The organism is Streptomyces sp. NPDC028331 (assembly GCF_055565775.1).
Window position 1 is genome coordinate 133,929 of sequence record NZ_JBVHTR010000005.1, and the last position, 25,332, is coordinate 159,260.

The window sequence follows — 25,332 nt, forward strand, 5'->3', positions numbered from 1 at the left end:
CGGTACGGGGCACACGCATGCGGTCGGCACACCAGACGCACGCGTACCGGTCGGCGGACGAGACGCATGAGGAGAAAACCCCGTGGTCAGCCAGGAACAGCGGCGGCGACAGCTCGCCCGGGAGAAGTTCTTGCGGCAGCAGCAGCGGCGTACGGAGGCGCGGCGCAAGGCACGGATGCGCAATTCCGTGATCGCTTCGGTGCTCGGCGTGTTGCTGGTGGGCAGTGTGGTGTCGTACACGGCGGGGGTCTTCAAGAACGACGACAAGAAGGCGAACGCGGGCGCGGAGGTGTCCCCGAGCGCCTCTGCGCCCAGCAAGGCGCCGGACCCCTGCGCGAAGCCCGCGCCGGGCAAGGCCAAGTCGCTGAGCTGGAAGAAGGAGCCGGCGATGACGATCGACACGTCGGCCAAGTACACGATGAACCTGCAGACCACCTGCGGTGACATCGGCATCGCGATGAAGACGGCCGCGGCCCCGCACACCGTGAACTCGTTCAATTTCCTCGCGGCGCAGGGCTTCTTCGACCACACCAAGTGCCACCGGCTCACCACCAGCGGCATCTACGTGCTGCAGTGCGGCGACCCGAAGGGCAACGGCACCGGCGGGCCCGGCTACACCATCCCCGACGAGAACCTGAAGGACAAGAGCCTGAAGGGCAACGTGTACCCGGCGGGCACCGTGGCCATGGCCAACCAGTACAACGCCTCGACCAACCAGGGCCGCAACACCGGCGGCAGCCAGTTCTTCCTCGTCTACCAGGACAGCCAGTTGCCGCCCGACTACACCCCGTTCGGCACCATCGACGCGGCCGGCATGAAGGTGCTGAAGAAGATCGCCGCCGCCGGCGAGAGCACGGGTGGGGGCGACGGAGCGCCGAACGCGACCGTCGTGATCAACAAGGCGACGGTGACGAAATCCTGAACGTCAACTGCGGAATTTCGGTCGCGCGGGATGCGGACAGCCGCCCCGCCGGTCGCCTATGTTGGCCGTGACGAAACTGTGGACGATGCCCGGGGGCGCTGAGGCTCCTCGCAGGCATCATGTGGAGGAGGCGCTGTGAGCAGCGACCCGTGGGGCCGCGTCGACGAGACGGGGACCGTGTACGTGCGGACGGCCGATGGCGAGAAGGTCGTCGGTTCCTGGCAGGCCGGCTCCCCCGAGGAGGCGCTGGCCTACTTCGAGCGCAAGTACGAGGGCCTGGTGGTCGAGATCGGCCTCCTCGAGAAGCGAGTGCGCACCACCGACCTGTCGGCCAAGGACGCCATGGCCGCCATCGACCACCTGCGCGAGCAGGTGGACGCCCATCACGCGGTCGGCGACCTGGACGCGCTGCGCGCCCGCCTGGACAAGCTCGTGGAGATCGTCGAGGCGCGCCGTGAGGAGCGCAAGGCGCAGCGGGCCCGCCAGTCCGACGAGGCCCGCCACGCCAAGGAGGCGCTGGTCGCCGAGGCGGAGCAGCTCGCGCAGTCCGACCAGTGGCGGGCGGCCGGTGAGCGGCTGCGGGCGCTGGTGGATACCTGGAAGGGGCTGCCGCGGCTCGACCGGAAGTCGGACGACGAACTGTGGCACCGCTTCTCCCACGCGCGGTCGGCGTTCTCCAAGCGTCGCAAGGCGCACTTCGCGCAGCTCGACGCGCAGCGCGAGGAGGCCCGCAAGACCAAGGAGAGGCTGGTCGCCGAGGCCGAGGCGCTGTCGGGCTCGACGGACTGGGGGCCGACGGCGGCGCGCTACCGCGAGCTGATGGCCGAGTGGAAGGCCGCCGGCCGTGCGCAGCGGGAGCACGAGGACGACCTGTGGAACCGGTTCCGCGGCGCCCAGGACGTGTTCTTCGCCGCGCGCAGTTCGGTCTTCGCGGAGCGGGACGCCGAGCAGGCCGAGAACCTCAAGCTGAAGGAGGAGCTGGCCGAGGAGGCGGAGAAGCTGCTGCCGGTCACGGACCTGAAGTCCGCCCGGGCCGCCTTCCGCTCGATCAACGAGCGCTGGGAGGCCATCGGGCACGTGCCGCGGGACGCACGGGCGCGGGTCGAGGGCCGGATGCACGCGGTCGACCGGGCCATCCAGGAGGCCGAGGAGGCCGAGTGGCGGCGTACGAACCCGGAGGCGCGGGCGCGTGCGGAGGGCCTGACCGGCCAGCTGCAGGCGGCCGTGGACAAGCTGCGAGGCCAGATCGAGCAGGCCCGGGCGGCGGGCAACACCGCCAAGGCCGACAAGCTGGAGAAGGAGCTGGAGGGCCGCCAGGCGCTCCTGGACCAGGCGCTGAAGGGCCTGCAGGAGTTCGGCGGCTGACGGCCGACTGAAACCGAAAGGGGCTCCCGTACGTCGGTACGGGAGCCCCTTTCGTGTGCTGTGGTGCGTCCGGTTACGGCCGGCGGGCTGAGGTGACGCGGTAGACGTCGTAGACGCCCTCCACGCCCCGTACCGCCTTCAGGACGTGGCCCAGGTGTTTCGGGTCGCCCATCTCGAAGGTGAAGCGGGAGGTGGCGACGCGGTCGCGGGACGTCTGGACGGCCGCCGAGAGGATGTTGACGTGCTGGTCGGACAGAACCCGGGTGACGTCCGAGAGCAGCCGCGAGCGGTCGAGGGCCTCCACCTGGATGGCGACCAGGAAGACGGAGGACTGGGTGGGCGCCCACTCCACGTCCAGGATGCGCTCCGGCTCACGCGACAGTGACTCCACGTTGACGCAGTCGCTGCGGTGAACCGATACGCCGTTACCGCGGGTGACGAAGCCGATGATCGGGTCGCCGGGAACGGGCGTACAGCAGCGGGCCAGTTTGACCCAGACGTCCTCGACGCCCTTGACGACCACACCGGGATCGCTGCTGGCGCGCCGCTTGCGGCCACGGCCCCGCGACGGCGGAACGGCCTCGTCGATCTCCTCGGTGGCCGCCTCCTCGCCGCCGAGCGCCTGCACCAGCTTCTGCACCACGTTCTGGGCCGCGACATGGCCCTCGCCGATCGCCGCGTACAGGGACGAGATGTCCGGGTACCGCATCTCGTGGGCGAGAGTGACCAGCGAGTCGCCGGTCAGGATGCGCTGGATCGGCAGGTTCTGCTTGCGCATCGCCCGCGCGATCGCCTCCTTGCCCTGCTCGATCGCCTCGTCGCGCCGCTCCTTGGAGAACCACGCCCGGATCTTGTTGCGGGCACGCGGCGACTTCACGAAGCCGAGCCAGTCGCGGGAGGGGCCCGCGCCGGGTGCCTTGGAGGTGAAGACCTCCACCAGGTCGCCGTTGTCGAGAGTGGACTCCAGCGGGACCAGCCGGCCGTTGACCCGCGCTCCTATCGTCCGGTGGCCGACCTCCGTGTGGACGGCGTAGGCGAAGTCCACGGGGGTGGCGCCGGCCGGCAGCGCTATCACGTCGCCCTTGGGGGTGAAGACGAAGACCTCGTTGCGGGACAGGTCGAAGCGCAGGGACTCCAGGAACTCGCTCGGGTCCTCGGTCTCCTTCTGCCAGTCCAGCAACTGCCGCAGCCACGCCATGTCGTTGATGGCGTCCTTGTCCTTGGCGCTCGAACGCGGCGTGTCCGTACGGACCTTGGAGGCGCCGGCGACGGCCTCCTGCTTGTACTTCCAGTGCGCGGCGATGCCGTACTCGGCGCGGCGGTGCATGTCGAACGTGCGGATCTGCAGTTCGACCGGCTTGCCGTTGGGCCCGATGACCGTCGTGTGCAGCGACTGGTACATGTTGAACTTGGGCATCGCGATGTAGTCCTTGAACCGGCCCGGAACCGGGTTCCATCGCGCGTGCACCGTGCCCAGCGCCGCATAGCAGTCGCGGACCGTGTCGACGAGGACGCGGATGCCCACCAGGTCGTAGATCTCCGCGAAGTCACGGCCGCGGACGATCATCTTCTGGTAGACGCTGTAGTAGTGCTTGGGGCGGCCGGTGACGGTCGCCTTGATGCGGGCGGCGCGCAGGTCGGCCTGGACCTCGTCGGTCACCACGGCGAGGTACTCGTCGCGCTTGGGGGCGCGTTCGGCGACCAGGCGGACGATCTCGTCGTACATCTTGGGGTAGAGGATCGCGAAGGCGAGGTCCTCCAGCTCCCACTTGATGGTGTTCATGCCCAGGCGGTGGGCGAGCGGCGCGTAGATCTCGAGGGTCTCGCGCGCCTTCTTCTCCTGCTTCTCCCGCTTGAGGTAGCGCATGGTGCGCATGTTGTGCAGGCGGTCGGCGAGCTTGATGACCAGGACGCGCGGGTCCTTGGCCATGGCGACGACCATCTTGCGCACGGTCTCGGCCTGCGCGGCCTCGCCGAACTTGACCTTGTCCAGCTTGGTGACGCCGTCCACGAGCAGGGCGACGGTGTCGCCGAAGTCGCGGCGGAGCTGGTCCAGGCCGTACTCGGTGTCCTCCACCGTGTCGTGCAGCAGGCCCGCCATCAGGGTGGCCGGGTCCATGCCGAGCTCGGCGAGGATGGTGGTCACCGCGAGCGGATGCGTGATGTACGGGTCGCCGCTCTTGCGCTTCTGGCCGCGGTGCCAGCGCTCGGCGACCTGGTAGGCGCGCTCGATCTGGCGCAGTGTCGAGTTCTCGATCTTCGGGTCGTTGCTGCGCACTATCCGCAGCAGCGGTTCCAGGACCGGGTTGTACGGGTTGGCGCGCTGCACGCCGAGCCGGGCGAGGCGGGCGCGGACGCGGTTGGAGGAGCCGGTGCGGCCGGGCGGAGGCTGTGTCGCGCGGACGGCCGGGGTGCGCTCGGGAGGGGCCGGCTTGGGACGCGGCTGCTCGGCCGCCTGCTCGACGGGCGCGGACTGGGCGTGCTCCACCGACCCGTGCGGGGCGTTCTTCGCGCTGCGCGCGGGGGTGGCCGCGGCCTTCGACGCGGGGTCGGGCTTGGCGGCGGTCAGTGGCTGGGCCTCGTCTGGCAAGAGGGCTCCTCGTGCGCGATCCGGGTCCCCCGGTCAGGCTCCGGAGCACCCATGGTAGCGATCCCGGGCTCCGGGCTCGCCCTCAGGCCGCTGGGACGGCCCGGTATAGGAGAAACGCACGAGGCGGGCCCGGGATTCCTCCGGGGCCCGCCTCACGGTGTCCTGCGGCCCAACAGGCCGTTGAACAGGGGTGTACGGCGTGGAACTCAGACCTGGAGCAGGGCCTCCAGCGGGGCGCCGGCCAGGGCCGGTTCCAGCCGGGCACGGCCGCCCAGGAATCCCAGTTCCATGAGGACCGAGACGCCCGCGACCTCCGCGCCCGCCCTGCGGACGAGCTGCAGCGAGGCCTCGGCGGTGCCGCCGGTGGCGAGGACGTCGTCGACGACCATCACCCGGTCGGACGCCGACAGGTCCTCGGCGTGCACCTCGATCTCCGCGGAGCCGTACTCCAGGTCGTACGCCTGCCGCAGGGTGGCTCCCGGCAACTTGCCCGCCTTGCGTACGGGGACGAAGCCGACGCCCGCGCGGACGGCGACGGGGGCGCCGAGGATGAACCCGCGCGCCTCCAGGCCGAGGATCTTCGTCGCGCCGTGCCGCACGGTCAGCTCCGCCAGCGCGTCGGTGAGCGCGGTGAACGCCGCGGGGTCCGCGAGCAGCGGGGTGATGTCCTTGAACATCACCCCCGGCTCCGGGTAGTCCGGCACATCGCGGATGCGGCTGAGCAGCAGCCCTTGTATGTCGGTCGTCTCGGTCATCGGCGCTTTCCGGAGGGTCGGCCGCGACCGCGGTTGCGGGACGCGGGCTGGCTGCGCTGGCCGACGACCGCCGCTGCGGCGTCCTGCGGCTCTTCGGCGTGGGAGTCGTCCTCGGCCGTCGCTCCGGCGGGCTCCGCCTCGGCGGCCTGCGCGCGCTTGGCGAGGACGCGGCGCTTGAGGGCCTTCATCTGCGGCTCGCGCTCCTTGAGGTCGGCGACGAGCGGCGTGGCGATGAAGATCGAGGAGTACGCACCGGCCGCGAGGCCGACGAACAGCGACAGCGAGATGTCGTTCAGCGTGCCGGCGCCGAGGAAGCCGCCGCCGATGAAGAGCAGGCCCGCGACCGGCAGCAGGGCGACCACGGTGGTGTTGATGGACCGGACCAGGGTGCCGTTGATCGACCGGTTGGCGATGTCGCTGTACGTGAAGCGGGTCTGCTTGGTGATGTCCTTGGTCTGCTCCTTGAGGCTGTCGAAGACGACGACCGTGTCGTAGAGCGAGTAACCGAGGATCGTCAGCAGACCGATCACGGTGCCGGGCGTGACCTCGAAGCCGACGAGGGCGTAGATACCGGTGGTGATGGTGATGTCGTGGATCAGCGCCACGAGGGCCGCGACGGCCATGCGCCACTCGAACGCGATCGCCAGGTAGATCACGACCAGCACCATGAAGATCGCCAGGCCCTCCCAGGCCTTGTTGGCGATCTGCTCGCCCCAGCTCGGGCCGACCAGGTCGGCGTTGATCTGCTCCGAGGGGACGCTCAGGTCCTTGGCCAGGGTGTCCTTGATCTGGTCGGACTTGCCGGTGTCGATCCCGGCGATCTGGATGCGCAGGGCGCCGGTGCCGAGCTTCTGCACCACGGCGTCATGGCCGGAGGCCTGCTCGGCATAGTGCTCGGCCTGGGTCACCGAGACGCCGGTCTTCGGGGTGGTGAAGACCGCTCCGCCCTGGAACTCGATGCCCATGTTCAGGCCGCGCACCGCCAGGCCGAGGATGGCCGTGATGGTGATCAGGACGGAGACGCCGTACCAGATCTTGCGCTTGCCGACGAAGTCGTAGCTGATCTCGCCGCGGTGCAGTCGAGCGCCGAGGTTGCCGAGTTTCGACATGACTCACGCCTCCTTCGGGTCGACAGAGCCGGCGGGACCGGCGGGACGGCGGGTGCGGCGCAGAGGCGGCTTGGCACCCAGGCTCTTCGGGTCGAGACCGGACCACTTGTGGCCGTTCGCGAAGAACTTGCGGCGAGCGAGCAGGGTCATCAGCGGCTTGGTGAAGAAGAAGACGACGACCACGTCGAGCACGGTGGTCAGGCCGAGCGTGAACGCGAAGCCCTGCACCTTGCCGACGGTCACGATGAACAGCACGGCGGCGGCGAGGAACGACACGAAGTCGGAGACCAGGATGGTCCGCCGGGCGCGCGGCCAGGCCCGCTCGACGGCGGGGCGCAGGGAGCGGCCTTCGCGGATCTCGTCCCGGATGCGCTCGAAGTACACGATGAACGAGTCCGCGGTGATGCCGATCGCGACGATGGCACCGCACACGGCCGGCAGGTTCAGCGCGAAGTGGATCGTCGGGCCGAGCAGCGCCATGATCACGTAGGTGAGGGTCGCGGAGACCAGGAGGGACGCGACCGCGATGACCGACAGGCCGCGGTAGTAGACGACCAGGTAGATCACGACCAGGGCGAGACCGATGGCGCCGGCGATGAGTCCGGCCTGCAGCTGCTCACCGCCGAGAGCCGCGGTCACCGTGGTGACGCTGGACTCCTTGAAGGAGAGCGGGAGCGCGCCGTACGACAGCATGTTGGCCAGGCTCTGGGCGTCCTGCTGGGTGAAGCTGCCGGAGATCTCCGCGTTGCCGCCCGTGATGGCCGTCTGGACGTACGGATGGGAGACCACCTGGTCGTCCAGGACGATCGCGAACTCGTTCTGCGGGGTGGTCTTCTGCGCGAGCTGGCCGGTGACGTCGGCGAACTTCTTGGAGCCGCTGGAGTTGAAGGTCATCTGGACCTGCCAGCCGGAGGCGCCCTGCGTGTCGTAGACGGCTTGGGCCTTCTTGACCTCCGTGCCGTCGACCGCGACCGGGCCGAGCAGGAACTTGCTCCAGACCTTGCCGTCCTTGCCGCAGGCGACGGTGGGCTCACCGGGCTTGGCGCCCTTGCCGGCGGTCGCCTGCTCGGTGGGCTTGCTGCAGTCGAGGGCCGCGTAGCGGGCCTGGAGGTCGGCGGAGCCGCCGCTCGCCGACGGCGCGGGCGTGGTCGAGGCCTTGGGGGACGCCGACCCGGTCGCGGAGGGCGTCGGGGAGCTCGCCTTGAGTCCGTCGGTGACAGGGCGGCCCTGCGTGGTGGCGGAAACCGACGGGGTGCCGGAGCCGGTCGCCTTCTGCTTGCCCGTGGTGTTCGACGCGCTCGGCGAGGGGGTGCCGCCCTTGCTGGAACCGGGGCTCGGGCTGGCCTGGCCGGTGGCGCCGGAGGCCTCGCGCTGCAGCACCGGGCGGAAGTACAGCTTGGCGGTGGTGCCGACCTGCTCCTGGGCCTCCTTGGAGTTCGTGCCCCGCGGGATGTTGACGATGATGTTGCGATCGCCCTGTGTCTGGACCTCCGTCTCCGACACGCCCAGACCGTTGACACGGCGGTTCATGATGTCGACCGCGGTGTCCATGTTGGCCTTGTTGATCGCATTGGGCTGGCCCGGCTGGTTGACCGCCGTCAGCGTGATGCTGGTGCCGCCGGCGAGGTCGATACCGAGGCGGGGGGTGTCATGTCCCGAGGCGAACATCCCGCCGGTGAGCGCCGCGATGGCGATGAGAATGAGGGCCAGCGAGCGCCCCGGCTTGCCCTGGGCGCTCGCGCTTCGGCCCTTCTTCGGTGCTGCCACCTTCTCGTACTCCCTCTCGAGCCGCCGCGCGCGGGGTCAGCGCACGGGCGGCCATGCCATTGTGTCGGGATTCCGCGCGAAAACCGCACAGCCCGTACCGGGACGCGCCGATCGCGCGTCCTGGCCGGGGTGCGGTCACTTCGCGTCGGACTCGCCGTCGGTCTTCTTCGGCTCTGCTTCGTCGGCCTTGGCGTCGGTCTCGGCGTCCGCGTCCTTCTTGCCGAGGTCGACCTTGTCGTCGGAAGGGCCCGAAGAGGCGTCGGCGGCGGTCTCGTCGGTCTCGTCGGTCTCGGTGAGGGAGGAGGCGTCGTCCGGCACGACGGCGCCGTCGGCCTTCAGGTCGTGCTCGATGCCGTGGACGATGCGGTTGTACTCGTCGTCGGACAGGACCGAGCCGATCGCGTTCTTGGCGAAGAGCAGCTCCACACCCGGACCGGCGTCAAGGAGGACCGTGTCCTCGTTGACCTCCTTGACCGTCGCGTACATCCCCCCAATGGTGCGGACGCCACTGCCGGGCTGCATCTGGTTCCGCATGTCCGCGGCCTGCTGCTGCTTGCGCTTGGCCGAGCGGGTCATCAGGAACATGGCCCCGATGAGCACGATGAACGGGAGGAGGGTCACGATATTCACGGGACGGAATTTCCTTCGCACGACCGCTGGATCGGCGGCCTGGTGGATGGGGGTGTGGTGGGCGCCGCCCGCGAGGGCGGCATCGGCGGAGTCTAAGCGAGTCCGCACGCAAGGAACAACGCCCAGCATGGCACCCGGGTTCCTGCCGGTGCGAGTCCCGCGCCGTCAGGCCCCGAACAGGTCCTGTTGTCCGGTTCCCCCGGTCGCGCCGCGGGGTGCGGCCAGCCCGAGGTGCGCCCAGGCCGCCGGCGTCGCCACCCGTCCGCGCGGAGTGCGGGCGAGCAGGCCCTCCCTGACCAGGAAGGGCTCGGCGACCTCCTCCACCGTCTCGCGCTCCTCCCCCACGGCGACGGCGAGCGTGGACAGGCCGACGGGGCCGCCGCCGAACAGCTTCAGCAGTGCTTCGAGGACGGCCCGGTCGAGGCGGTCGAGGCCGCGCGCGTCGACCTCGTAGACGGCGAGGGCCGCCGCCGCGATCTCACGGGTGATGAACCCGTCGGCCTTGACCTGGGCATAGTCCCGAACCCGGCGCAGCAGCCGGTTGGCGATACGGGGTGTGCCGCGAGACCGTCCGGCGATCTCCGCGGCACCCTCGGGATCGATCTCGACGTCGAGCAGGCCCGCCGAGCGGTGGATGACGCGCTCCAGCTCGGTCGGCTCGTAGAACTCCATGTGCGCGGTGAAGCCGAAGCGGTCACGCAGCGGGGGCGGCAGCAGCCCCGCGCGCGTGGTGGCTCCGACCAGCGTGAACGGCGGCAGCTCCAGGGGGATCGCGGTGGCGCCGGGGCCCTTGCCGACGATCACGTCGACGCGGAAGTCCTCCATCGCCATGTAGAGCATCTCCTCGGCGGGCCTCGACATGCGGTGGATCTCGTCGAGGAAGAGGACCTCGCCCTCCTGCAGGGACGACAGGATCGCGGCGAGGTCGCCGGCGTGCTGGATGGCGGGGCCGCTGGTGATGCGGATGGGCGCGCCCATCTCGGCCGCGATGATCATCGACAGGGTCGTCTTGCCGAGACCGGGCGCGCCGGACAGGAGGACGTGGTCGGCGGTGGCGCCCCGCGCGCGTGCCGCGCGCAGCACCAGGTCGAGCTGTTCCCGGACCTTCTCCTGGCCGATGAACTCGCCGAGGTCCTTGGGGCGCAGGGCGGCCTCGACGGCCTGGTCCTCACGGTCGGCGACAGAGCCCACCAGCCGCTCGGGGGCGGAGGTGTCGGTCGTGTCGTCCCAGTTCACTTGGCGTCTCCTGGCTCAGCGGGCTCGGTTCAGGGTCTGCAGGGCCGCCTTGAGGAGGGCGCCCACCTGGGGCGTGCCCCCGGCGGCCTCGGCCTGCGGCGCGACCGCGGCGACCGCCTCCTCGGCCTCCCGGTTCGCGTACCCCAGACCGACCAGGGCGGCGTGCAACTGGTCGCGCCAGCCCGAGGCGGCCGGGGCGGCGGCCGCGGGCGCGCCGACCGGCTCGCCGAGGCGGTCCCGCAGCTCCAGGAGCAGCTTCTGGGCGCCCTTCTTGCCGATGCCGGGGACGGCGGTGAGCGCCTTCTCGTCCCCGGTCGCCACGGCGCGGCGCAGGGCGTCCGGCGAGTGCACCGCCAGCATCGACTGCGCCAGGCGCGGGCCGACACCGCTCGCGGTCTGCAGCAGCTCGAAGACCTGGCGCTCGTCGTCGTCCGCGAAGCCGTACAGGGTCAGCGAGTCCTCGCGGACGACCAGGGACGTCGCCAGCTTGGCCCGCTCGCCGAGCCGGAGCCCGGAGAGGGTGTTCGGGGTGCACTGGACGGCGATGCCGATGCCGCCCACCTCGACCACGGCGGAGTCCGGGGCGAGGGCGGCGACCGGGCCGCTCACGAAGGCGATCATGCGGTACGGCCTTTCGTCATGTGCTTCGCCGTGTGCAGGGCCACGGCCTGCTGGAGTCGGTTCTGGGCGGGCGCCCGCCAGATGTGGCAGATGGCGAGGGCGAGGGCGTCGGCGGCGTCGGCGGGCTTGGGCGGCGCGTCCAGCCGCAGCAGCCGGGTGACCATCGCGCCGACCTGGGCCTTGTCGGCGCGCCCCGTGCCGGTGACCGCGGCCTTGACCTCGCTGGGCGTGTGCAGGGCGACGGGGATGCCGCGGCGGGCCGCGCACAGCATCGCGACGGCGCTGGCCTGGGCGGTGCCCATCACCGTCCGCACGTTGTGCTGGCTGAAGACGCGCTCGACGGCGACGAACTCGGGCCGGTGCTCATCCAGCCACTGCTCGATGCCCTGCTCCACGGCGACGAGGCGGTGGCCGAGGTCGGCGTCCACGGGCGTGCGGACGACGCCGACGCCGAGCATGGTCAGCGGTCGGCCCGCGACGCCCTCGACCACACCCACACCGCACCGCGTCAGTCCAGGGTCCACACCGAGTACGCGCACCTCGCTCCGTCGCCCCCCTCCGTGTCGGCTCACTCTTCGTGTTCTGCTGTCGCGCCAGGCTATCGGGCGGCACCGACAACGCACCGCCGCACGGGATGATCAAAGCGCAGGCAAAGGATCACCGCTGTGCGGGCGATCAAGATCACCAAATCCCCAGAAGCCGGACATCCGCACCCGATTCCCGATTGCTTCGCACACTTGATCGCTTATACCTTCCCCAACGACCGGACCAGCCACGGCTTTTCCGGTCACTACCGAACTGAAGTTCGGATTGACCGCATCACCAGAGAATCGGGGAAACCATGCGCTCCATGCGCTCCATGGCGAAGGCCGCCGTCACCGCTTCCGCCCTGCTGGCCGGTCTGGCCGTAGCGGCTCCCGCGCAGGCCGCCACGGCCACCGCGGCCGACGTGCACACCGGCCACAGCGGATGCTTCAACTACTCCTACGGCGACGGCATTTCGACCACGACCGTCTACTTCCACAACACCTGCAAGGTCACGGCGACGATCAACATCTGGTGGAAGGACGGCAAGGTCGAGTACATGCGTGCCGCCACCGTCGCGGCCGACGGCAAGGGCCACCTGAAGCACACCGGCGACATCAAGGAGATCGACGGCTGACCGTCGCCGGCTGAACGACGAACGGCCCGCCGAAGACTCTTCGGCGGGCCGTTCGGCTTGCTCAGGCGCCGACCTTCTCCATGATGTCGTCGCTGACGTCGAAGTTCGCGAAGACGTTCTGCACGTCGTCGCTGTCCTCGAGCGCGTCGATCAGCTTGAAGATCTTCTTCGCGCCCTCCTCGTCCAGCTGGACCTGCATGGTCGGGACGAAGTTGGCCTCGGCGGAGTCGTAGTCGATCCCGGCGTCCTGCAGGGCGGTGCGGACCGCGACCAGGTCGGTGGCCTCGCTGATCACCTCGAAGGACTCGCCCAGGTCGTTGACCTCCTCGGCCCCGGCGTCGAGCACGGCGCCCAGGACGTCGTCCTCGGTCAGCTCGCCCTTGGGCACGATCACGACGCCCTTGCGGTTGAACAGGTACGAGACGGAGCCCGGGTCGGCCATCGAGCCGCCGTTGCGGGTCATGGCGACGCGCACGTCGGAGGCGGCGCGGTTGCGGTTGTCGGTGAGGCACTCGATGAGCACCGCGACACCGTTCGGACCGTAGCCCTCGTACATGATCGTCTCGTAGTCGGCACCGCCGGCCTCCAGGCCCGCGCCGCGCTTGATCGCCGAGTCGATGTTCTTGTTCGGGACCGACTGCTTCTTGGCCTTCTGAACGGCGTCGTAGAGAGTCGGGTTGCCGTCCACATCCGCGCCGCCCATCCGGGCCGCGACCTCGATGTTCTTGATCAGCTTCGCGAAGAGCTTGCCGCGCTTGGCGTCGATCACGGCCTTCTTGTGCTTCGTCGTGGCCCATTTAGAGTGGCCGGACATCTGCCTGTCTCCTTCGCGTAACCCATCCCTGCAACGAACTCCCCCAGACCTTAACGGCTGCGGGGATCCCCGGAGATCCTACTAGGACTCCGGTACCCGGTTGGCGCGCACCATGTCGACGAACAGGGCGTGCACACGGTGGTCGCCGGTCAGTTCCGGGTGGAACGACGTGGCGAGAGCGTTGCCCTGGCGTACGGCGACGATGTGGCCCTCGTGTTCGGCGAGCACCTCGGCGTCGGCGCCGACGGACTCCACCCAGGGGGCGCGGATGAAGACGCCCTCTACAGGATCGCCCTCGATCCCCTTGACGTCGACGGCGGCCTCGAAGGACTCGTTCTGGCGGCCGAAGGCGTTGCGGCGCACGATCATGTCGATGCCGCCGACGGTCTCCTGGCCGGAGCGAGGGTCGAGGATCTTGTCGGCGAGCATGATCATGCCCGCGCAGGTGCCGTAGACGGGCATGCCGGCGCGCACGCGCGCGCGGAGGGGGTCCATCACTCCGAAGAGGATGGCCAGCTTGGAGATGGTGGTGGACTCTCCGCCGGGGAGGACGAGGCCGTCGACCTCGGCGAGCTCTTCGGGGCGCCGCACCGGCCTGGCCACGGCGTCGGCCGCGGCCAGGGCGATGAGGTGCTCCCGTACGTCGCCCTGGAGTGCCAGGACGCCTATGACGGGTGCGTCAGTCATGTGCTTCGTGCAGTCCTCGTGCTGTTCCTGCGGTGCTCACCAGCCGCGGGTGGCGTAGCGCTCGCTCTCGGGGAGGGTGTCGCAGTTGATGCCGACCATGGCCTCGCCGAGGTTGCGCGACGCGTCCGCGATGATCTTGGGGTCGTCGTAGAAGGTGGTGGCCTTCACGATGGCGGCGGCGCGCTTGGCCGGGTCGCCGGACTTGAAGATCCCGGAGCCGACGAAGACGCCCTCGGCGCCGAGCTGGCGCATCAGCGCGGCGTCGGCGGGGGTGGCCACGCCACCGGCGGAGAACAGCACGACCGGGAGCTTGCCCAGCTCGGCGACCTCCCGGACCAGCTCGTAGGGGGCGCGCAGCTCCTTGGCGGCGGCGTACAGCTCGTGGTTGTCCAGGCCGCGCAGACGGGCGATGTCGCCCTTGATCTGGCGCAGGTGGCGCACGGCCTCGACGACGTTGCCGGTACCGGCCTCGCCCTTGGAGCGGATCATCGCGGCGCCCTCGGCGATGCGGCGCAGGGCCTCACCGAGGTTGGTGGCGCCGCAGACGAAGGGGGTGGTGAAGGCCCACTTGTCGGAGTGGTTGACCTCGTCGGCCGGGGTCAGCACCTCGGACTCGTCGATGTAGTCGACGCCGAGGGACTGCAGGACCTGCGCCTCGACGAAGTGGCCGATCCGGGACTTGGCCATGACCGGGATGGAGACGGCGTCGATGATGCCCTCGATCATGTCCGGGTCGGACATGCGGGCCACCCCGCCGTCCTTGCGGATGTCGGCGGGGACCCGCTCCAGCGCCATGACGGCGACGGCGCCCGCGTCCTCGGCGATCTTCGCCTGCTCCGGCGTGACGACGTCCATGATCACGCCGCCCTTGAGCTGCTCGGCCATGCCGCGCTTGACGCGGGCGGTGCCGGTCTCGGGGGTCTGGGGGGTGGAGAGCTCGCTGGACACGGGTTCGACCTCACTCGGAAAAAGACGGATTTCTGCTGGACCGAGGAAACGGGACGGGTGCAGGCCACTGCAAGGGCCAATGGGAAGCCGGTGGATCGTTTTGCGCCGTGGCGTGAAACGAGAGCACGGCCGCGTCCCGCAGGCTCAGGCCGCCGACCGGTCCGTCAGCGCCGCCGGGGGCTCGTCGTCCATCTCGAAGGCCAGGGGGAACGGGGCGTGGCCGGCCAGGCGGAACCACCGCACCTTGCGGTGCCGGCGCAGGGCGCGCGCGGCGCGTACGGCGTCGTTGTGGAAGCGGCGGGCCATCGGCACCCGGCGTACCGCCTCGGTCAGCTCCCGTGCGGCGGCCTCCCCGCCGGGCGCCTCGCGCACCGCCTCGACCTGCTGCGCCTCCGCGAAGACGGCCCGCAGCGCCTGACTGAGCTCGCTCTCGGCGACTTCACGCTGCTCCTCCTCGGCCTGCCGGGCGGCGTGCGCGGCCTCGTACAGGACGATCGAGGCGGCCGGGTCGAGCACCCCGGAGGTGGCCAGTTCCTGAGCGACCGAGGCCCGCCGCAGCAACTGCGCGTCGAGCGCGGCGCGCGCCGCGTCGATCCGGGAGTGCAGCCGGTCGAGCCGCCCCGCGGTCCAGCTCAGGTAGAGGCCGATCGCGACGAGGGCGACAAGGATCCAGATGAGGGTTGCGGTCACGGGCGAAGGCTATCGGCCCGCGCCGGCGGCTCCCCCGGCTCCCTCCGACCCGCCGAACGGCGGGCCCGGCGGCCGCGGCTCAGTCCCGCGCCAGGCCCCATCGCGCCCGCAGCCCCGTCCGCTCGTCCGCCGCCACCGCTGCCGCGCCCGCGGTCACCGTCTCGTAGACCGACAGGATGTCCGCACCGACCGTCGACCAGTCGAAACGCCGTACATGGGCGCTTCCCCGGGCCCGGAGTTCGGCGCGGCGGTCCGGGTCGGCCAGCAGGCGTACCGCGGCGTCGGCGAGGGCGTCGGCGTCCTCGTTGGCGAACAGCTCGCCGGCCGCTCCCTGGTCCAGGACCTGGGCGAAGGCGTCCAGGTCGGAGGCGAGCACGGGTGCGCCCGCCGACATCGCCTCGACCAGGATGATCCCGAAGCTCTCGCCGCCGGTGTTGGGGGCCACGTACAGGTCGACGCTGCGCAGCAGGCGGGCCTTGTCCTCGTCGCTGACCATGCCGAGGAACTCCACGTGCGAGCGCAGGTCGGCGGGGAGCGTCTCGACCGCTTCCTCCTCGTCGCCGCGGCCTGCCACCAGCAGCCGCGCCTGCGGGCGCGCGGCGAGGATCTTCGGCAGGGCCTTCATGAGGACGGGGAGTCCCTTGCGCGGCTCGTCGATGCGCCCTATGAAGCCGATCGTGCCGCCCGCCCCTGTCCCACCACGGCCCTCGGCGGGGCTTCGCGCCTCTTCCGACTGCCACTCGGGCCTGGGCTCGGCCTTCTCGAAGAACTCGACGTCCACGCCGTTCGGAATGACCACCGCGTCGCCGCCCAGGTGTTCGACCAGGGTGCGCCGCGCGTACTCGCTCACGGCGATCCGTGCGCTGATCTTCTCCAGGGCCGCCTGGAGGATCGAGTACGCGGCGATCATGGCGCGGGAGCGCGGGTTCGAGGTGTGGAAGGTCGCCACGATCGGGCCCTGCGCCGCCCAGCAGGCCAGCAGGCCCAGCGACGGCGAGGTCGGCTCGTGGATGTGGATCACGTCGAACCGGCCGTCGTGCAGCCAGCGTCGCACACGCGCGGCGCTCAGGAACCCGAAGTTCAGGCGTGCCACCGAGCCGTTGTACGGCACCGGGACCGCGCGGCCCGCCGAGACGACGTACGGCGGCAGCGGGGTGTCGTCGTCCGCGGGGGCAAGGACGGACACCTCGTGCCCGAGGCGGATGAAGTACTCGGCCAGATCGCGGATGTGGAACTGGACGCCGCCCGGCACGTCCCAGGAGTACGGGCAGACGATGCCGATCCTCACGGCGTCCCCTTCTGGGGGTCCTTGCTCGGGTCCAGGTCGGCGAGCCACAAACGCTGCAGCATGTGCCAGTCCTCCGGATGCTCGGCGATCCCCGTGGCGAAGGCGTCGGCCAGCGCCTGTGTCATGACAGACGTCTTCTCGGCCCGGCTGCCTGACTGGGGTACCTCGATCGGGGGATGCACGCGCCCCTGCATGACGGGCGAGTCGTCGTACCAGAGGGTCACCGGCAGCAGCAGCGCGCCGGTCTGCTGGGCGAGCAGCGCCGGTCCCGCCGGCATCCGCGCCGTCTCGCCGAAGAAGGTGACCTCGACGCCCGAGGCGGACAGGTCGCGGTCGGCCACCAGGCAGACGAGTCCGCCGTCGCGCAGCCGCCGGGCCAGGGTGCCGAACGCGGAGCCGCCGCTGTGCGGCAGCACCTCCATGCCGAGACCCTCGCGGTAGGCGACGAACCGGTCGTAGAGCGTCTCAGGCTTGAGCCGCTCGGCCACCGTCGTGAACGGCGTGCGCAGCTCGGTGGTGACCCAGGCGCCCGCCAGGTCCCAGTTGGCCAGGTGCGGCAGGGCGAGGATCACGCCCTTGCCCGCGGCCAGTCCGTCGGTGAGGAAGTGCAGGTCCTTGGGGTCGAAGCCACGCGTTATGCGCTCCGTCCCCCATGCGGGCAGCCGGAACGACTCCATCCAGTAGCGCAGGTACGACCGCATGCCCGCCCGGGTCAGCTCGGCGAGCCGCTCCGGGCCCGCGTCGGGCACCACGCGCGCGTAGTTCCTCTCGAGCCGTTGCACGCCCTTGCCGCGCTTTTTCCAGGCGAGGTCGGCGATGGTGCGGCCGAGCCGGGTGGCGACGGGTTCGGGCAGCGTCTTGACCGTGCTCCAGCCGAGGCCGTAGAGCCCGTCAGAGAGCCGTTCCCGGAGACTGGTCATGCCGCCGCCCCACTCCTCGTGCCGCCGGTCACTTGGCCGCCTCGCTGCCGTGCGAGGCGCTCTCGCCGTCGTGCGCGGCCGCGGCCGCGTCCGCCTCGGCGGATTCCCGGCGCACGGTGACGACCCGCTGGATCAGCGTGACCAGGCTGCCGACGGCGACGATCCACAGTGCGATCGGCAGCAGCCACTGGATACCGGGCACTCCGAACTTGTGCAGACCGGCGAAACCGGCCGCGACCAGCGAGATCACCAGGCGTTCGGCGCGCTCCACGAGGCCGTTGACCGCGACCGGCAGGCCGATCGACTCGCCGCGGGCCTTGGTGTACGACACCACCTGGCCGCTGGCCAGACAGAAGATCGACACCGCGCACAGGACGTTGTCGTCGCCGTTGCCCGCGTACCACAGGGCGAAGCCGCCGAAGATCGCGCCGTCGGCGACCCGGTCGAGCGTGGAGTCCAGGAACGCGCCCCAGCGGCTGGAGCGGCCCAGCTGGCGGGCCATGTTGCCGTCGACGAGGTCCGAGAAGACGAACAGGGTGATGACGACCGTGCCCCAGAAGAACTCCCCCCGGGGGTAGAAGACCAGTGCGCCCGCGATCACGCCCGCGGTGCCGATCAGCGTGACCGTGTCGGGGCTGACGCCCCGGCGGATCAGAAACGCGGCGAACGGTGTGAGAACACGCGTGAAGAAAGCACGCGCGTACTTGTTCAGCATGGCCTTCCCGACGGTCGGTGGGCCGCGCGGCCCCTGCTGGCCACCGGCGCGCCCAATCGTAGCCACGCGCGCGTGCACGCGTCGGCCGGGCACCCGCAGCCCTTCGTCACGGCCTGATGGCGCCGGGGTCACGGCGCGATCGCGCCGGGCGGAGCACGGTCGCGCGACGGGATCACGTCCTTCGTATGGACGCATTGTGACGCGAGTGCAAAGCTCGAAAGAACCGCGGGCGTCACCGGAGCCGCCTCGCACGCGGGTCCACATGTCCGCGCCCAAGTGACCTCACCGTGCACGGGAGGCAAGGCCATGGGCGACAAGGCGAACGTACACCCCGGAGCCGCCGGCAGGGCAGCGGCGGCCGACCACCCCGCGTCCGTACGGAATGTGGTGCTGGTCGGCCACAGCGGATCGGGCAAGACGACTCTGGTGGAGGCTCTCGCACTGACGGCGGGAGCGGTGAACCGGGCGGGCCGTGTGGAGGACGGCGGCACCGTCTCCGACTACGACGAGATCGAGCACCGCCAGCAGCGCTCGGTGCAGCTCTCGCTGGTTCCCGTCGAATGGAACGGGATCAAGATCAATTTGCTGGACACTCCGGGATACGCCGACTTCGTCGGGGAGCTCCGGGCCGGTCTGCGCGCCGCGGACGCGGCCCTTTTCGTCGTCTCGGCCTCGGACGGGGTGGACGGCTCGACCCGCATGGTGTGGGAGGAGTGCGCGGCCGTCGGTATGCCGCGCGCCATCGTGATCACGCACCTGGAGGCGGCCCGGGCCGACTTCGAGGAGATGACGCGCCGCTGCGCGGAGGCGTTCGGCGGGGACGACCCCGACGCCGTCCTGCCGCTGTACCTGCCGCTGCACGGCCCGCAGGGACCCGACGGGCACGCGCCCGTGACCGGCCTGATCGGGCTGCTCACGCAGAAGCTGTTCGACTACTCGACCGGTGAGCGCAAGGAGTCCGAGCCGGGCGAGGACCAGCTACCGGGGATCGAGGAGGCCCGTAATCGGCTGATCGAGGGCATCATCGCCGAGAGCGAGGACGAGACCCTCATGGACCGCTACCTCGGCGGTGAGCAGGTCGACGTCAAGACGCTGATCGAGGACCTGGAGCGGGCCGTGGCGCGCGGCAGCTTCTTCCCCGTCCTGGCCGCCGCCCCCGCGGCCGAGGGCGCCAAGCAGGGCCTCGGCACGGTCGAGCTGCTGGAGCTGGTCACCGGCGGGTTCCCGACCCCGTTCGAGCACCCGATGCCGGGGGTCACCACCATCGACGGCAAGCCGCGCGAGCTGAAGGCCTGCGACACCGAGGGCCCGCTGGTGGCCGAGGTCGTCAAGACCTCCTCCGACCCCTACGTCGGCCGCATCTCACTGGTCCGCGTCTTCTCCGGCACCCTGCGCCCCGATCAGACGGTGCACGTCTCCGGACACGGACTGGCCGACCGGGGCCACGAGGACCACGACGTCGACGAGAAGATCGGCGCCCTGTCCATCCCCTTCGGCAAGCAGCAGCGCCCGGTCACGCACGCCGTCGCCGGCGACCTGGTGTGCGTGGCCAAGCTCGGCCGTGCCGAGACCGGGGACACCCTCTCGGCCAAGGACGACCCGCTGCTGATGGAGCCCTGGCAGATGCCCGACCCGCTGCTGCCGCTCGCCATCCAGGCGCACAGCAAGGCGGACGAGGACAAGCTCAGCCAGGGCCTGGCCCGGCTGGTCGCCGAGGACCCGACCATGCGCCTGGAGCAGAACCAGGACACCCACCAGGTGGTGCTGTGGTGCCTGGGCGAGGCGCACGCGGACGTCGCCCTGGAGCGGCTGCGCAGCCGGTACGGCGTCCAGGTCGACGTGGTCCCGCACAGGGTGTCGCTGCGGGAGACGTTCGCGGGCAGGTCGGCGGGCCGCGGACGTCATGTGAAGCAGTCCGGCGGGCACGGCCAGTACGCGATCTGCGAGATCGAGGTCGAACCGCTGCCGGGCGGCTCCGGCATCGAGTTCGTGGACAAGGTGGTCGGCGGGGCGGTGCCCCGGCAGTTCATCCCGTCCGTCGAGAAGGGCGTGCGCGCCCAGGCGGCCAAGGGTGTGGCCGCCGGCTATCCCCTGATCGACGTCCGGGTCACGCTGCTCGACGGCAAGGCCCACTCCGTGGACTCCTCGGACGCCGCCTTCCAGACGGCGGGCGCCCTGGCGTTGCGCGAGGCGGCGGCCGACGCCACGATCCACCTGCTGGAGCCGGTCGCCGAGGTGTCGGTGCTGGTCGGCGACGACTACGTGGGCGCCGTGATGAGCGACCTGTCCGCGCGACGCGGCCGGCTGCTGGGCACCGAGCAGACGGCCGGCGGACGGACCCTCGTACGGGCCGAGGTCCCGGAGATCGAGATCGGCCGGTACGCGGTCGACCTGCGCTCCCTCTCGCACGGCACCGCGCGCTTCAGCCGCTCCTACGCGCGGCACGAGCCGATGCCGGCGCAGCTCGCGAACAGGATCCGCCAAGAGGCTCAGCAGGCCTCGTAGGTGAACCCTTGTTCCCCTCACCATGCGTGGGCGGACGGCTTTCGGCCGTCCGCCCCTGCATGTCGGTGCCTGCGGATACGCTGATGTCCTGATCAATTCGGCACACGATCAGCACCATGGCCTGTTCAACAGGTGTGCGGAGCAAGGAAGTCGGGAAGGCCGCAGGAGCGGGTTCGGCGGCGAGGGGGCGGCAGTGACGGACGGATTCGATTTCAGCCCCGGGGCGCAGGTGCCCCTTTCGGGTTCCGCGGGCCAGACGGCGGCGACCTATGCCCTGGCCTCGGCGGCGTACCGGGAGGACGACGAGGTCACGAAGATCCTCGAGGCCGACAACGAGTGGCACCAGTCGACCGTCAAGGCGCCGCGTCCGTGGGCGAGGATATTCCGTCCCAAGCTCGGTGAGGCCTACTCCCGGGCGGTGATCGACCGCATGCTGGGCGCCGAGCGCAAGCCCCTGATCCAGTCCTTCGGCACCGAGCCCCAGGTCGTCGTGGAGCACTGCCTGGCGGCCCACCGCATCCGCCGGGAACGCGACAACCGGCTGGCGGCGGTCACGGTCCTGTGCGGGGTGCTGTTCCTGCCGGGATTCCTCGTGTGGCTGCTGGTCTTCCAGATCCGGACGACCGTCGGCAGGCGGGCGGACAAGCGGGCCGGTGCGCTCGCCACGACCCTTCTGGTCGCCGTCGGCGCCCTCGCCGTGATCTTCATGATCCGCATGCCGTTCTCGGGCTTCTGGGGGTGGTACGCACGCGCGGCGGTGGTCATGCCGGTCGTCGGCTGGTTCTGGGCCAAGCAGATCTGCGAGCGCACGGCGCAGGACCTGCGCGAGCGCTGGGACAGTCTGCTGGCCGGCGGCGGCCTGGGCGCCAAGATCCCCGAGGCGGTTCCCGGGCACCCCGGCGACGCGGCCGAGCAGCTCCGCAAGGAGCTCAGCCGGCTGAGCGCCGAGCAGCGGTCCAACTCGGTCTTCTACGCCGGCCCCAAGGGCATCCTCGGCATGGGCACGCGCTGGGGCAGCTGGCAGCTTGCCGAGGACCTGGTCTCCGCGGAGCCGGGGAAGGACTTCCACCCCTTCCGGAGCTGGGACGTCATCACCGCGATCCAGGGCGACCTGGCGATGCTGGAGCGGACCTCCATCAACACCGGCGGCTTTCCGAAGCCGTCCATAACGCACTGGATCGTCACACCGATCGGGGAGAAGGCGACGGAGGTGTCGCGGCCGACCGGCACCGACGTGGACGCGTACACGATCAAGACGCACGCCATACAGGACATCTGCAACAAGCAGCAGTTCGGCAGCGGCGACCGGCACTACCTCGGGGTCCAGTGGACGCTGTGGGACGGGCAGTTGATCATCACCATGCTCATCACGGTGACGGTGCTGCACGACACCCTGCGTATCGAGGTCACCGGACATGCACTGGGCCCGGTCCACGCGCTGTTCACCACGAAGCCCGCGGTGAAGGAGAAGGAGGTCGCGAAGGCGGTCAAGTTCTGGGAGACCCGCAAGGTGAAGCTCCCGCTGGTCGACGCCGACGAGGTGGTACGGCTCGCCGCGCGGGCCCCGCTCACCTGGTATCCGCCGCTCCTCAACTGGCTCGGCGGTTCGCTGACCCTGCCGGAGCCGTTCGGTCTGCGGCACGCCTGGGCGGACCAGCCGTGGCGTCATCGCTTCATGGCCGACGACGCGATACGCGCTGCCACGCCGGTGCTGCGGGTGGTGCACGCGGCGGCGATCCGGGTCCTGAAGGACAACGGGGTGGACGTGGAGAAGTTCGGGACGAGGTCGGCGTTCCTCAGCACGCAGGTGCAGGATCCCACGCCCAGGAAGGCGGACGTCTACGACGCGTAGTGCCTCCGGCGGTCCGGCAGGTGCCGCTCAGGCCACAGCGGCCGCGCTGGGGGCCGCCGCCCCGCACCCGCGTGCGGCCTGAGCGGCCTCGCCCTGTACCCCATGAGGGGCTGAGGGCCGCCCGCGGCTATGCGGCTTCCGTGGGCCACGCCTCCGACAGCATCTTCCGGGTGTCCGCCAGGAGCTGCGGCAGTACCTTCGTGTGGCCGACCACCGGCATGAAGTTCGTGTCGCCGCCCCAGCGCGGCACGATGTGCTGGTGCAGGTGGGCGGCGATACCCGCGCCGGCGACCGAGCCCTGGTTCATCCCGATGTTGAAGCCGTGCGCGCCTGAGGCCGTGCGCAGGGCGGTCATCGCCTGCTTGGTCAGCTCGGCGAGTTCCGCGGTCTCCGCCTCCGTGAGGTCGGTGTAGTCGGCGACATGGCGGTAGGGGACGACCATCAGATGGCCGCCGTTGTACGGGTACAGGTTGAGCACGGCGTACACCTGCTCGCCCCGCCTGACGATCAGCCCGTCCTCGTCCGACTTGGCCGGGATGGAGCAGAACGGACAGCCGTCGTCGGCCCCCGGACCGGTGGGCTTGTTCTCGCCCTGGATGTAGGCCATCCGGTGGGGCGTCCACAGGCGCTGGAACGCGTCCTGCGTCCCCACTCCGATCTGCTGCTCCGGCTCACTCGTCATGAGGTGCAGCATATGGCGTCTTCGCCTGGGCAGGGCAAAGGCCCCCGGATCGCCCGGGGGCCCCGCCCGGCGGGTGTCAGACCTGTGCCCGCTCCTCGACGACCTTCGCGATCTTGGCGATGGCCTCGTCGAACGGGATGCCGTTCTCCTGCGAGCCGTCCCGGTAGCGGAACGACACCGAGCCGTGGGACATGTCCTCGTCGCCCGCGATGACCATGAAGGGCACCTTCTGCTTCTGGGCGTTGCGGATCTTCTTCTGCATGCGGTCCGAGGAGGAGTCGACCTCGACGCGCAGGCCGTGCTCCCGTGCCCGCTCGGCGAACTTCTCCAGGTACGGCACGTGCGCGTCGCCGATCGGGATGCCGACCGCCTGGACGGGGGCCAGCCAGGCCGGGAAGGCGCCCGCGTAGTGCTCCAGGAGCACGCCGAAGAACCGCTCGATCGACCCGAAGAGGGCCCGGTGGATCATGACGGGCTGCTGGCGCGAACCGTCCGCCGCCGTGTACTCCAGGCCGAACCGCTTCGGCTGGTTGAAGTCGACCTGGATCGTCGACATCTGCCAGGACCGGCCGATCGCGTCGCGGGCCTGCACCGAGATCTTCGGGCCGTAGTAGGCCGCGCCGCCCGGGTCCGGGACGAGCGGCAGGCCCTGCTTCTCGGCGGCCTGGCGCAGCGCCTCGGTGGCCTCCTCCCAGTCCTCGTCCGAGCCGATGAACTTGTCGGAGTCGTCGCGGGTGGACAGCTCCAGCTCGAACTCGGTCAGGCCGTAGTCGCGCAGCAGGTCCAGGACGAAGGTCAGGAGCGTGTCGAGCTCCTGCGGCATCTGCTCCTTGGTGCAGTAGATGTGCGAGTCGTCCTGGGTGAAGCCCCGCGAGCGGGTCAGGCCGTGCACGACGCCCGACTTCTCGTACCGGTACACGGTCCCGAACTCGAAGAGGCGCAGGGGCAGTTCACGGTAGGAACGGCCGCGCGACTTGAAGATCAGGTTGTGCATCGGGCAGTTCATCGCCTTGAGGCGGTAGTTCTGCTCGTCGAACTCGATGGCCGGGAACATGCCGTCCGAGTAGTGCGGCAGGTGCCCGGAGATCTCGAAGAGCCTCTCCTTCGAGATGTGCGGCGTGTTCACGAACTCGTAGCCGGAGACCTCGTGGCGCCGCCGCGAGTAGGTCTCCATCTCCTTGCGGATGACGCCGCCCTTGGGGTGGAACACCGCGAGGCCGGGGCCCAGCTCCTCCGGGAAGGAGAACAGGTCCAGCTCGGCGCCGAGCTTGCGGTGGTCTCGCTTCTCGGCCTCGGCGAGGAAGTCGAGGTAGGCCTTGAGCTCGTCCTTGGACGGCCAGGCGGTGCCGTAGATGCGCTGGAGCTGCGGGTTCTTCTCGCTGCCGCGCCAGTAGGCGGCGGCCGAGCGCATCAGCTTGAACGCCGGGATGATCCGGGTGGTGGGCAGGTGGGGACCGCGGCAGAGGTCCTTCCAGCACAGCTCGCCGGTCTTGGCGTCCAGGTTGTCGTAGATCGTCAGCTCGCCGCCGCCGACCTCCGCGTCGGCGCCCTCGGCGGCCTGCGCGGCGTTGCCCTTGAGGCCGATCAGCTCGAGCTTGTAGGGCTCGTCGGCCAGCTCCTCGCGGGCGTCCTCGTCGGTGGTCACGCGGCGCGAGAAACGCTGGCCCCGCTTGATGATCTCCTGCATCTTCTTCTCGATGCGCTTGAGATCGTCCGGGGTGAACGGCTCGGCCACGTCGAAGTCGTAGTAGAAGCCGTCCCGGATGGGCGGGCCGATGCCCAGCTTGGCCTCGGGGAAGATCTCCTGCACGGCCTGGGCCATCACGTGCGCGGTGGAGTGGCGCAGGATGTTCAGGCCGTCCTCGGAGGAGATCTCGACGCCCTCGACGGTCTCGCCGTCCTTCACCTCGTACGCGAGGTCCCTCAGCTCACCGCCCACGCGCGCGGCGACGATCGAGCGCTCGCCGGCGAAGAGGTCGGCGGCCGTAGTGCCCGTCGTCACCACGCGCTCTTCCCGCTCGGAATCGCGTTGGATGATCACACGGACGTCTGACACCGGACTCTCCTGACTGCT

At 70.4% G+C, this 25,332-nt stretch carries 21 protein-coding genes and 1 pseudogene; 5 read left to right on the forward strand and 17 right to left on the reverse strand.

Going from position 1 to position 25,332, the window contains the following annotated elements:
* Positions 1–82: 82 nt before the first annotated feature.
* Positions 83–922 carry a peptidylprolyl isomerase gene (locus tag ACZ4SW_RS08590; RefSeq protein ID WP_468239695.1) on the forward strand — a complete coding sequence of 280 codons (840 nt, stop codon included), beginning with the start codon at positions 83–85 and terminating at the stop codon, positions 920–922.
* A gap of 135 nt (positions 923–1,057) precedes the next feature.
* Complete coding sequence (locus tag ACZ4SW_RS08595) at positions 1,058–2,287, forward strand: DUF349 domain-containing protein (RefSeq protein ID WP_468239697.1); 1,230 nt, start codon at positions 1,058–1,060, stop codon at positions 2,285–2,287.
* Between the two features lie 73 nt (positions 2,288–2,360).
* Here the strand turns inward: ACZ4SW_RS08595 and ACZ4SW_RS08600 are convergent, their stop codons facing one another.
* The 8 genes from ACZ4SW_RS08600 to ruvC all read right to left on the reverse strand — a co-directional run bounded on the left by ACZ4SW_RS08600 (position 2,361) and on the right by ruvC (position 11,534).
* The gene (locus ACZ4SW_RS08600) at positions 2,361–4,877 is read right to left on the reverse strand and encodes a RelA/SpoT family protein (protein ID WP_468239700.1); all 2,517 of its coding nucleotides are present in this window, start codon (positions 4,875–4,877) and stop codon (positions 2,361–2,363) included.
* A 206-nt stretch (positions 4,878–5,083) separates the two neighbouring features.
* Positions 5,084–5,632: an adenine phosphoribosyltransferase gene (locus tag ACZ4SW_RS08605; protein ID WP_468239702.1), complete on the reverse strand. Its 549-nt coding sequence runs from the start codon at positions 5,630–5,632 to the stop codon at positions 5,084–5,086.
* Positions 5,629–6,741, reverse strand: coding sequence for a protein translocase subunit SecF (secF, locus tag ACZ4SW_RS08610; protein WP_468239705.1), 1,113 nt, complete (start codon positions 6,739–6,741; stop codon positions 5,629–5,631). The genes ACZ4SW_RS08605 and secF overlap by 4 nt, the downstream gene beginning before the upstream one ends.
* Before the next feature lie 3 nt (positions 6,742–6,744).
* Entirely contained in the window at positions 6,745–8,508 is a 1,764-nt protein-coding gene (gene secD, locus ACZ4SW_RS08615) for a protein translocase subunit SecD (RefSeq protein ID WP_468239708.1), read from the reverse strand.
* A gap of 135 nt (positions 8,509–8,643) precedes the next feature.
* Positions 8,644–9,138, reverse strand: coding sequence for a preprotein translocase subunit YajC (yajC, locus tag ACZ4SW_RS08620; protein WP_468239711.1), 495 nt, complete (start codon positions 9,136–9,138; stop codon positions 8,644–8,646).
* Between the two features lie 165 nt (positions 9,139–9,303).
* Positions 9,304–10,374 (reverse strand): Holliday junction branch migration DNA helicase RuvB, encoded by a 1,071-nt coding sequence (gene ruvB / locus ACZ4SW_RS08625; protein WP_468239714.1) that lies wholly within the window; start codon positions 10,372–10,374, stop codon positions 9,304–9,306.
* A 15-nt stretch (positions 10,375–10,389) separates the two neighbouring features.
* Positions 10,390–10,995, reverse strand: a complete 606-nt coding sequence (ruvA, locus tag ACZ4SW_RS08630; protein WP_468239716.1) for a Holliday junction branch migration protein RuvA — start codon at positions 10,993–10,995, stop codon at positions 10,390–10,392.
* Positions 10,992–11,534 carry a crossover junction endodeoxyribonuclease RuvC gene (ruvC, locus tag ACZ4SW_RS08635; RefSeq protein WP_468239719.1) on the reverse strand — a complete coding sequence of 181 codons (543 nt, stop codon included), beginning with the start codon at positions 11,532–11,534 and terminating at the stop codon, positions 10,992–10,994. The genes ruvA and ruvC overlap by 4 nt, the downstream gene beginning before the upstream one ends.
* Before the next feature lie 311 nt (positions 11,535–11,845).
* Here ruvC and ACZ4SW_RS08640 point away from each other — a divergent pair, with 311 nt between their 5' ends.
* On the forward strand, positions 11,846–12,157 hold the full coding sequence (locus tag ACZ4SW_RS08640) for a hypothetical protein (RefSeq protein WP_468239721.1): 312 nt from the start codon (positions 11,846–11,848) through the stop codon (positions 12,155–12,157).
* A 61-nt stretch (positions 12,158–12,218) separates the two neighbouring features.
* On the opposite strand, the gene ACZ4SW_RS08645 is transcribed toward ACZ4SW_RS08640, so the two are convergent.
* The 7 genes and pseudogenes from ACZ4SW_RS08645 to pgsA all read right to left on the reverse strand — a co-directional run bounded on the left by ACZ4SW_RS08645 (position 12,219) and on the right by pgsA (position 18,275).
* On the reverse strand, positions 12,219–12,971 hold the full coding sequence (locus ACZ4SW_RS08645; RefSeq protein WP_468239724.1) for a YebC/PmpR family DNA-binding transcriptional regulator: 753 nt from the start codon (positions 12,969–12,971) through the stop codon (positions 12,219–12,221).
* An 81-nt stretch (positions 12,972–13,052) separates the two neighbouring features.
* Positions 13,053–13,658, reverse strand: a complete 606-nt coding sequence (gene pdxT / locus ACZ4SW_RS08650) for a pyridoxal 5'-phosphate synthase glutaminase subunit PdxT (protein WP_468239727.1) — start codon at positions 13,656–13,658, stop codon at positions 13,053–13,055.
* A gap of 36 nt (positions 13,659–13,694) precedes the next feature.
* Positions 13,695–14,606 (reverse strand): pyridoxal 5'-phosphate synthase lyase subunit PdxS, encoded by a 912-nt coding sequence (gene pdxS, locus ACZ4SW_RS08655; protein WP_468239729.1) that lies wholly within the window; start codon positions 14,604–14,606, stop codon positions 13,695–13,697.
* A gap of 144 nt (positions 14,607–14,750) precedes the next feature.
* Positions 14,751–15,296 carry a LemA family protein gene (locus tag ACZ4SW_RS08660; RefSeq protein ID WP_468239731.1) on the reverse strand — a complete coding sequence of 182 codons (546 nt, stop codon included), beginning with the start codon at positions 15,294–15,296 and terminating at the stop codon, positions 14,751–14,753.
* 79 nt (positions 15,297–15,375) lie between these two features.
* On the reverse strand, positions 15,376–16,584 hold the full coding sequence (locus ACZ4SW_RS08665) for a glycosyltransferase family 4 protein (RefSeq protein WP_468239734.1): 1,209 nt from the start codon (positions 16,582–16,584) through the stop codon (positions 15,376–15,378).
* Positions 16,581–17,504 (reverse strand): phosphatidylinositol mannoside acyltransferase, encoded by a 924-nt coding sequence (locus tag ACZ4SW_RS08670; RefSeq protein WP_468239736.1) that lies wholly within the window; start codon positions 17,502–17,504, stop codon positions 16,581–16,583. The genes ACZ4SW_RS08665 and ACZ4SW_RS08670 overlap by 4 nt, the downstream gene beginning before the upstream one ends.
* 28 nt (positions 17,505–17,532) lie before the next feature.
* Positions 17,533–18,275 (reverse strand): annotated as a pseudogene (gene pgsA, locus ACZ4SW_RS08675) (phosphatidylinositol phosphate synthase).
* 250 nt (positions 18,276–18,525) lie between these two features.
* Between pgsA and ACZ4SW_RS08680 the strand changes: the two are divergent.
* Both ACZ4SW_RS08680 and ACZ4SW_RS08685 read left to right on the forward strand, forming a co-directional pair.
* Entirely contained in the window at positions 18,526–20,724 is a 2,199-nt protein-coding gene (locus ACZ4SW_RS08680; RefSeq protein ID WP_468239739.1) for an elongation factor G-like protein EF-G2, read from the forward strand.
* Positions 20,725–20,917: 193 nt separating this feature from the next.
* On the forward strand, positions 20,918–22,576 hold the full coding sequence (locus ACZ4SW_RS08685; protein WP_468239742.1) for a hypothetical protein: 1,659 nt from the start codon (positions 20,918–20,920) through the stop codon (positions 22,574–22,576).
* 127 nt (positions 22,577–22,703) lie between these two features.
* Here the strand turns inward: ACZ4SW_RS08685 and ACZ4SW_RS08690 are convergent, their stop codons facing one another.
* Positions 22,704–23,270, reverse strand: coding sequence for an HIT family protein (locus tag ACZ4SW_RS08690; protein ID WP_468239744.1), 567 nt, complete (start codon positions 23,268–23,270; stop codon positions 22,704–22,706).
* 64 nt (positions 23,271–23,334) lie between these two features.
* Entirely contained in the window at positions 23,335–25,314 is a 1,980-nt protein-coding gene (thrS, locus tag ACZ4SW_RS08695) for a threonine--tRNA ligase (RefSeq protein ID WP_468239747.1), read from the reverse strand.
* Between the last annotated feature and the right edge of the window lie 18 nt (positions 25,315–25,332).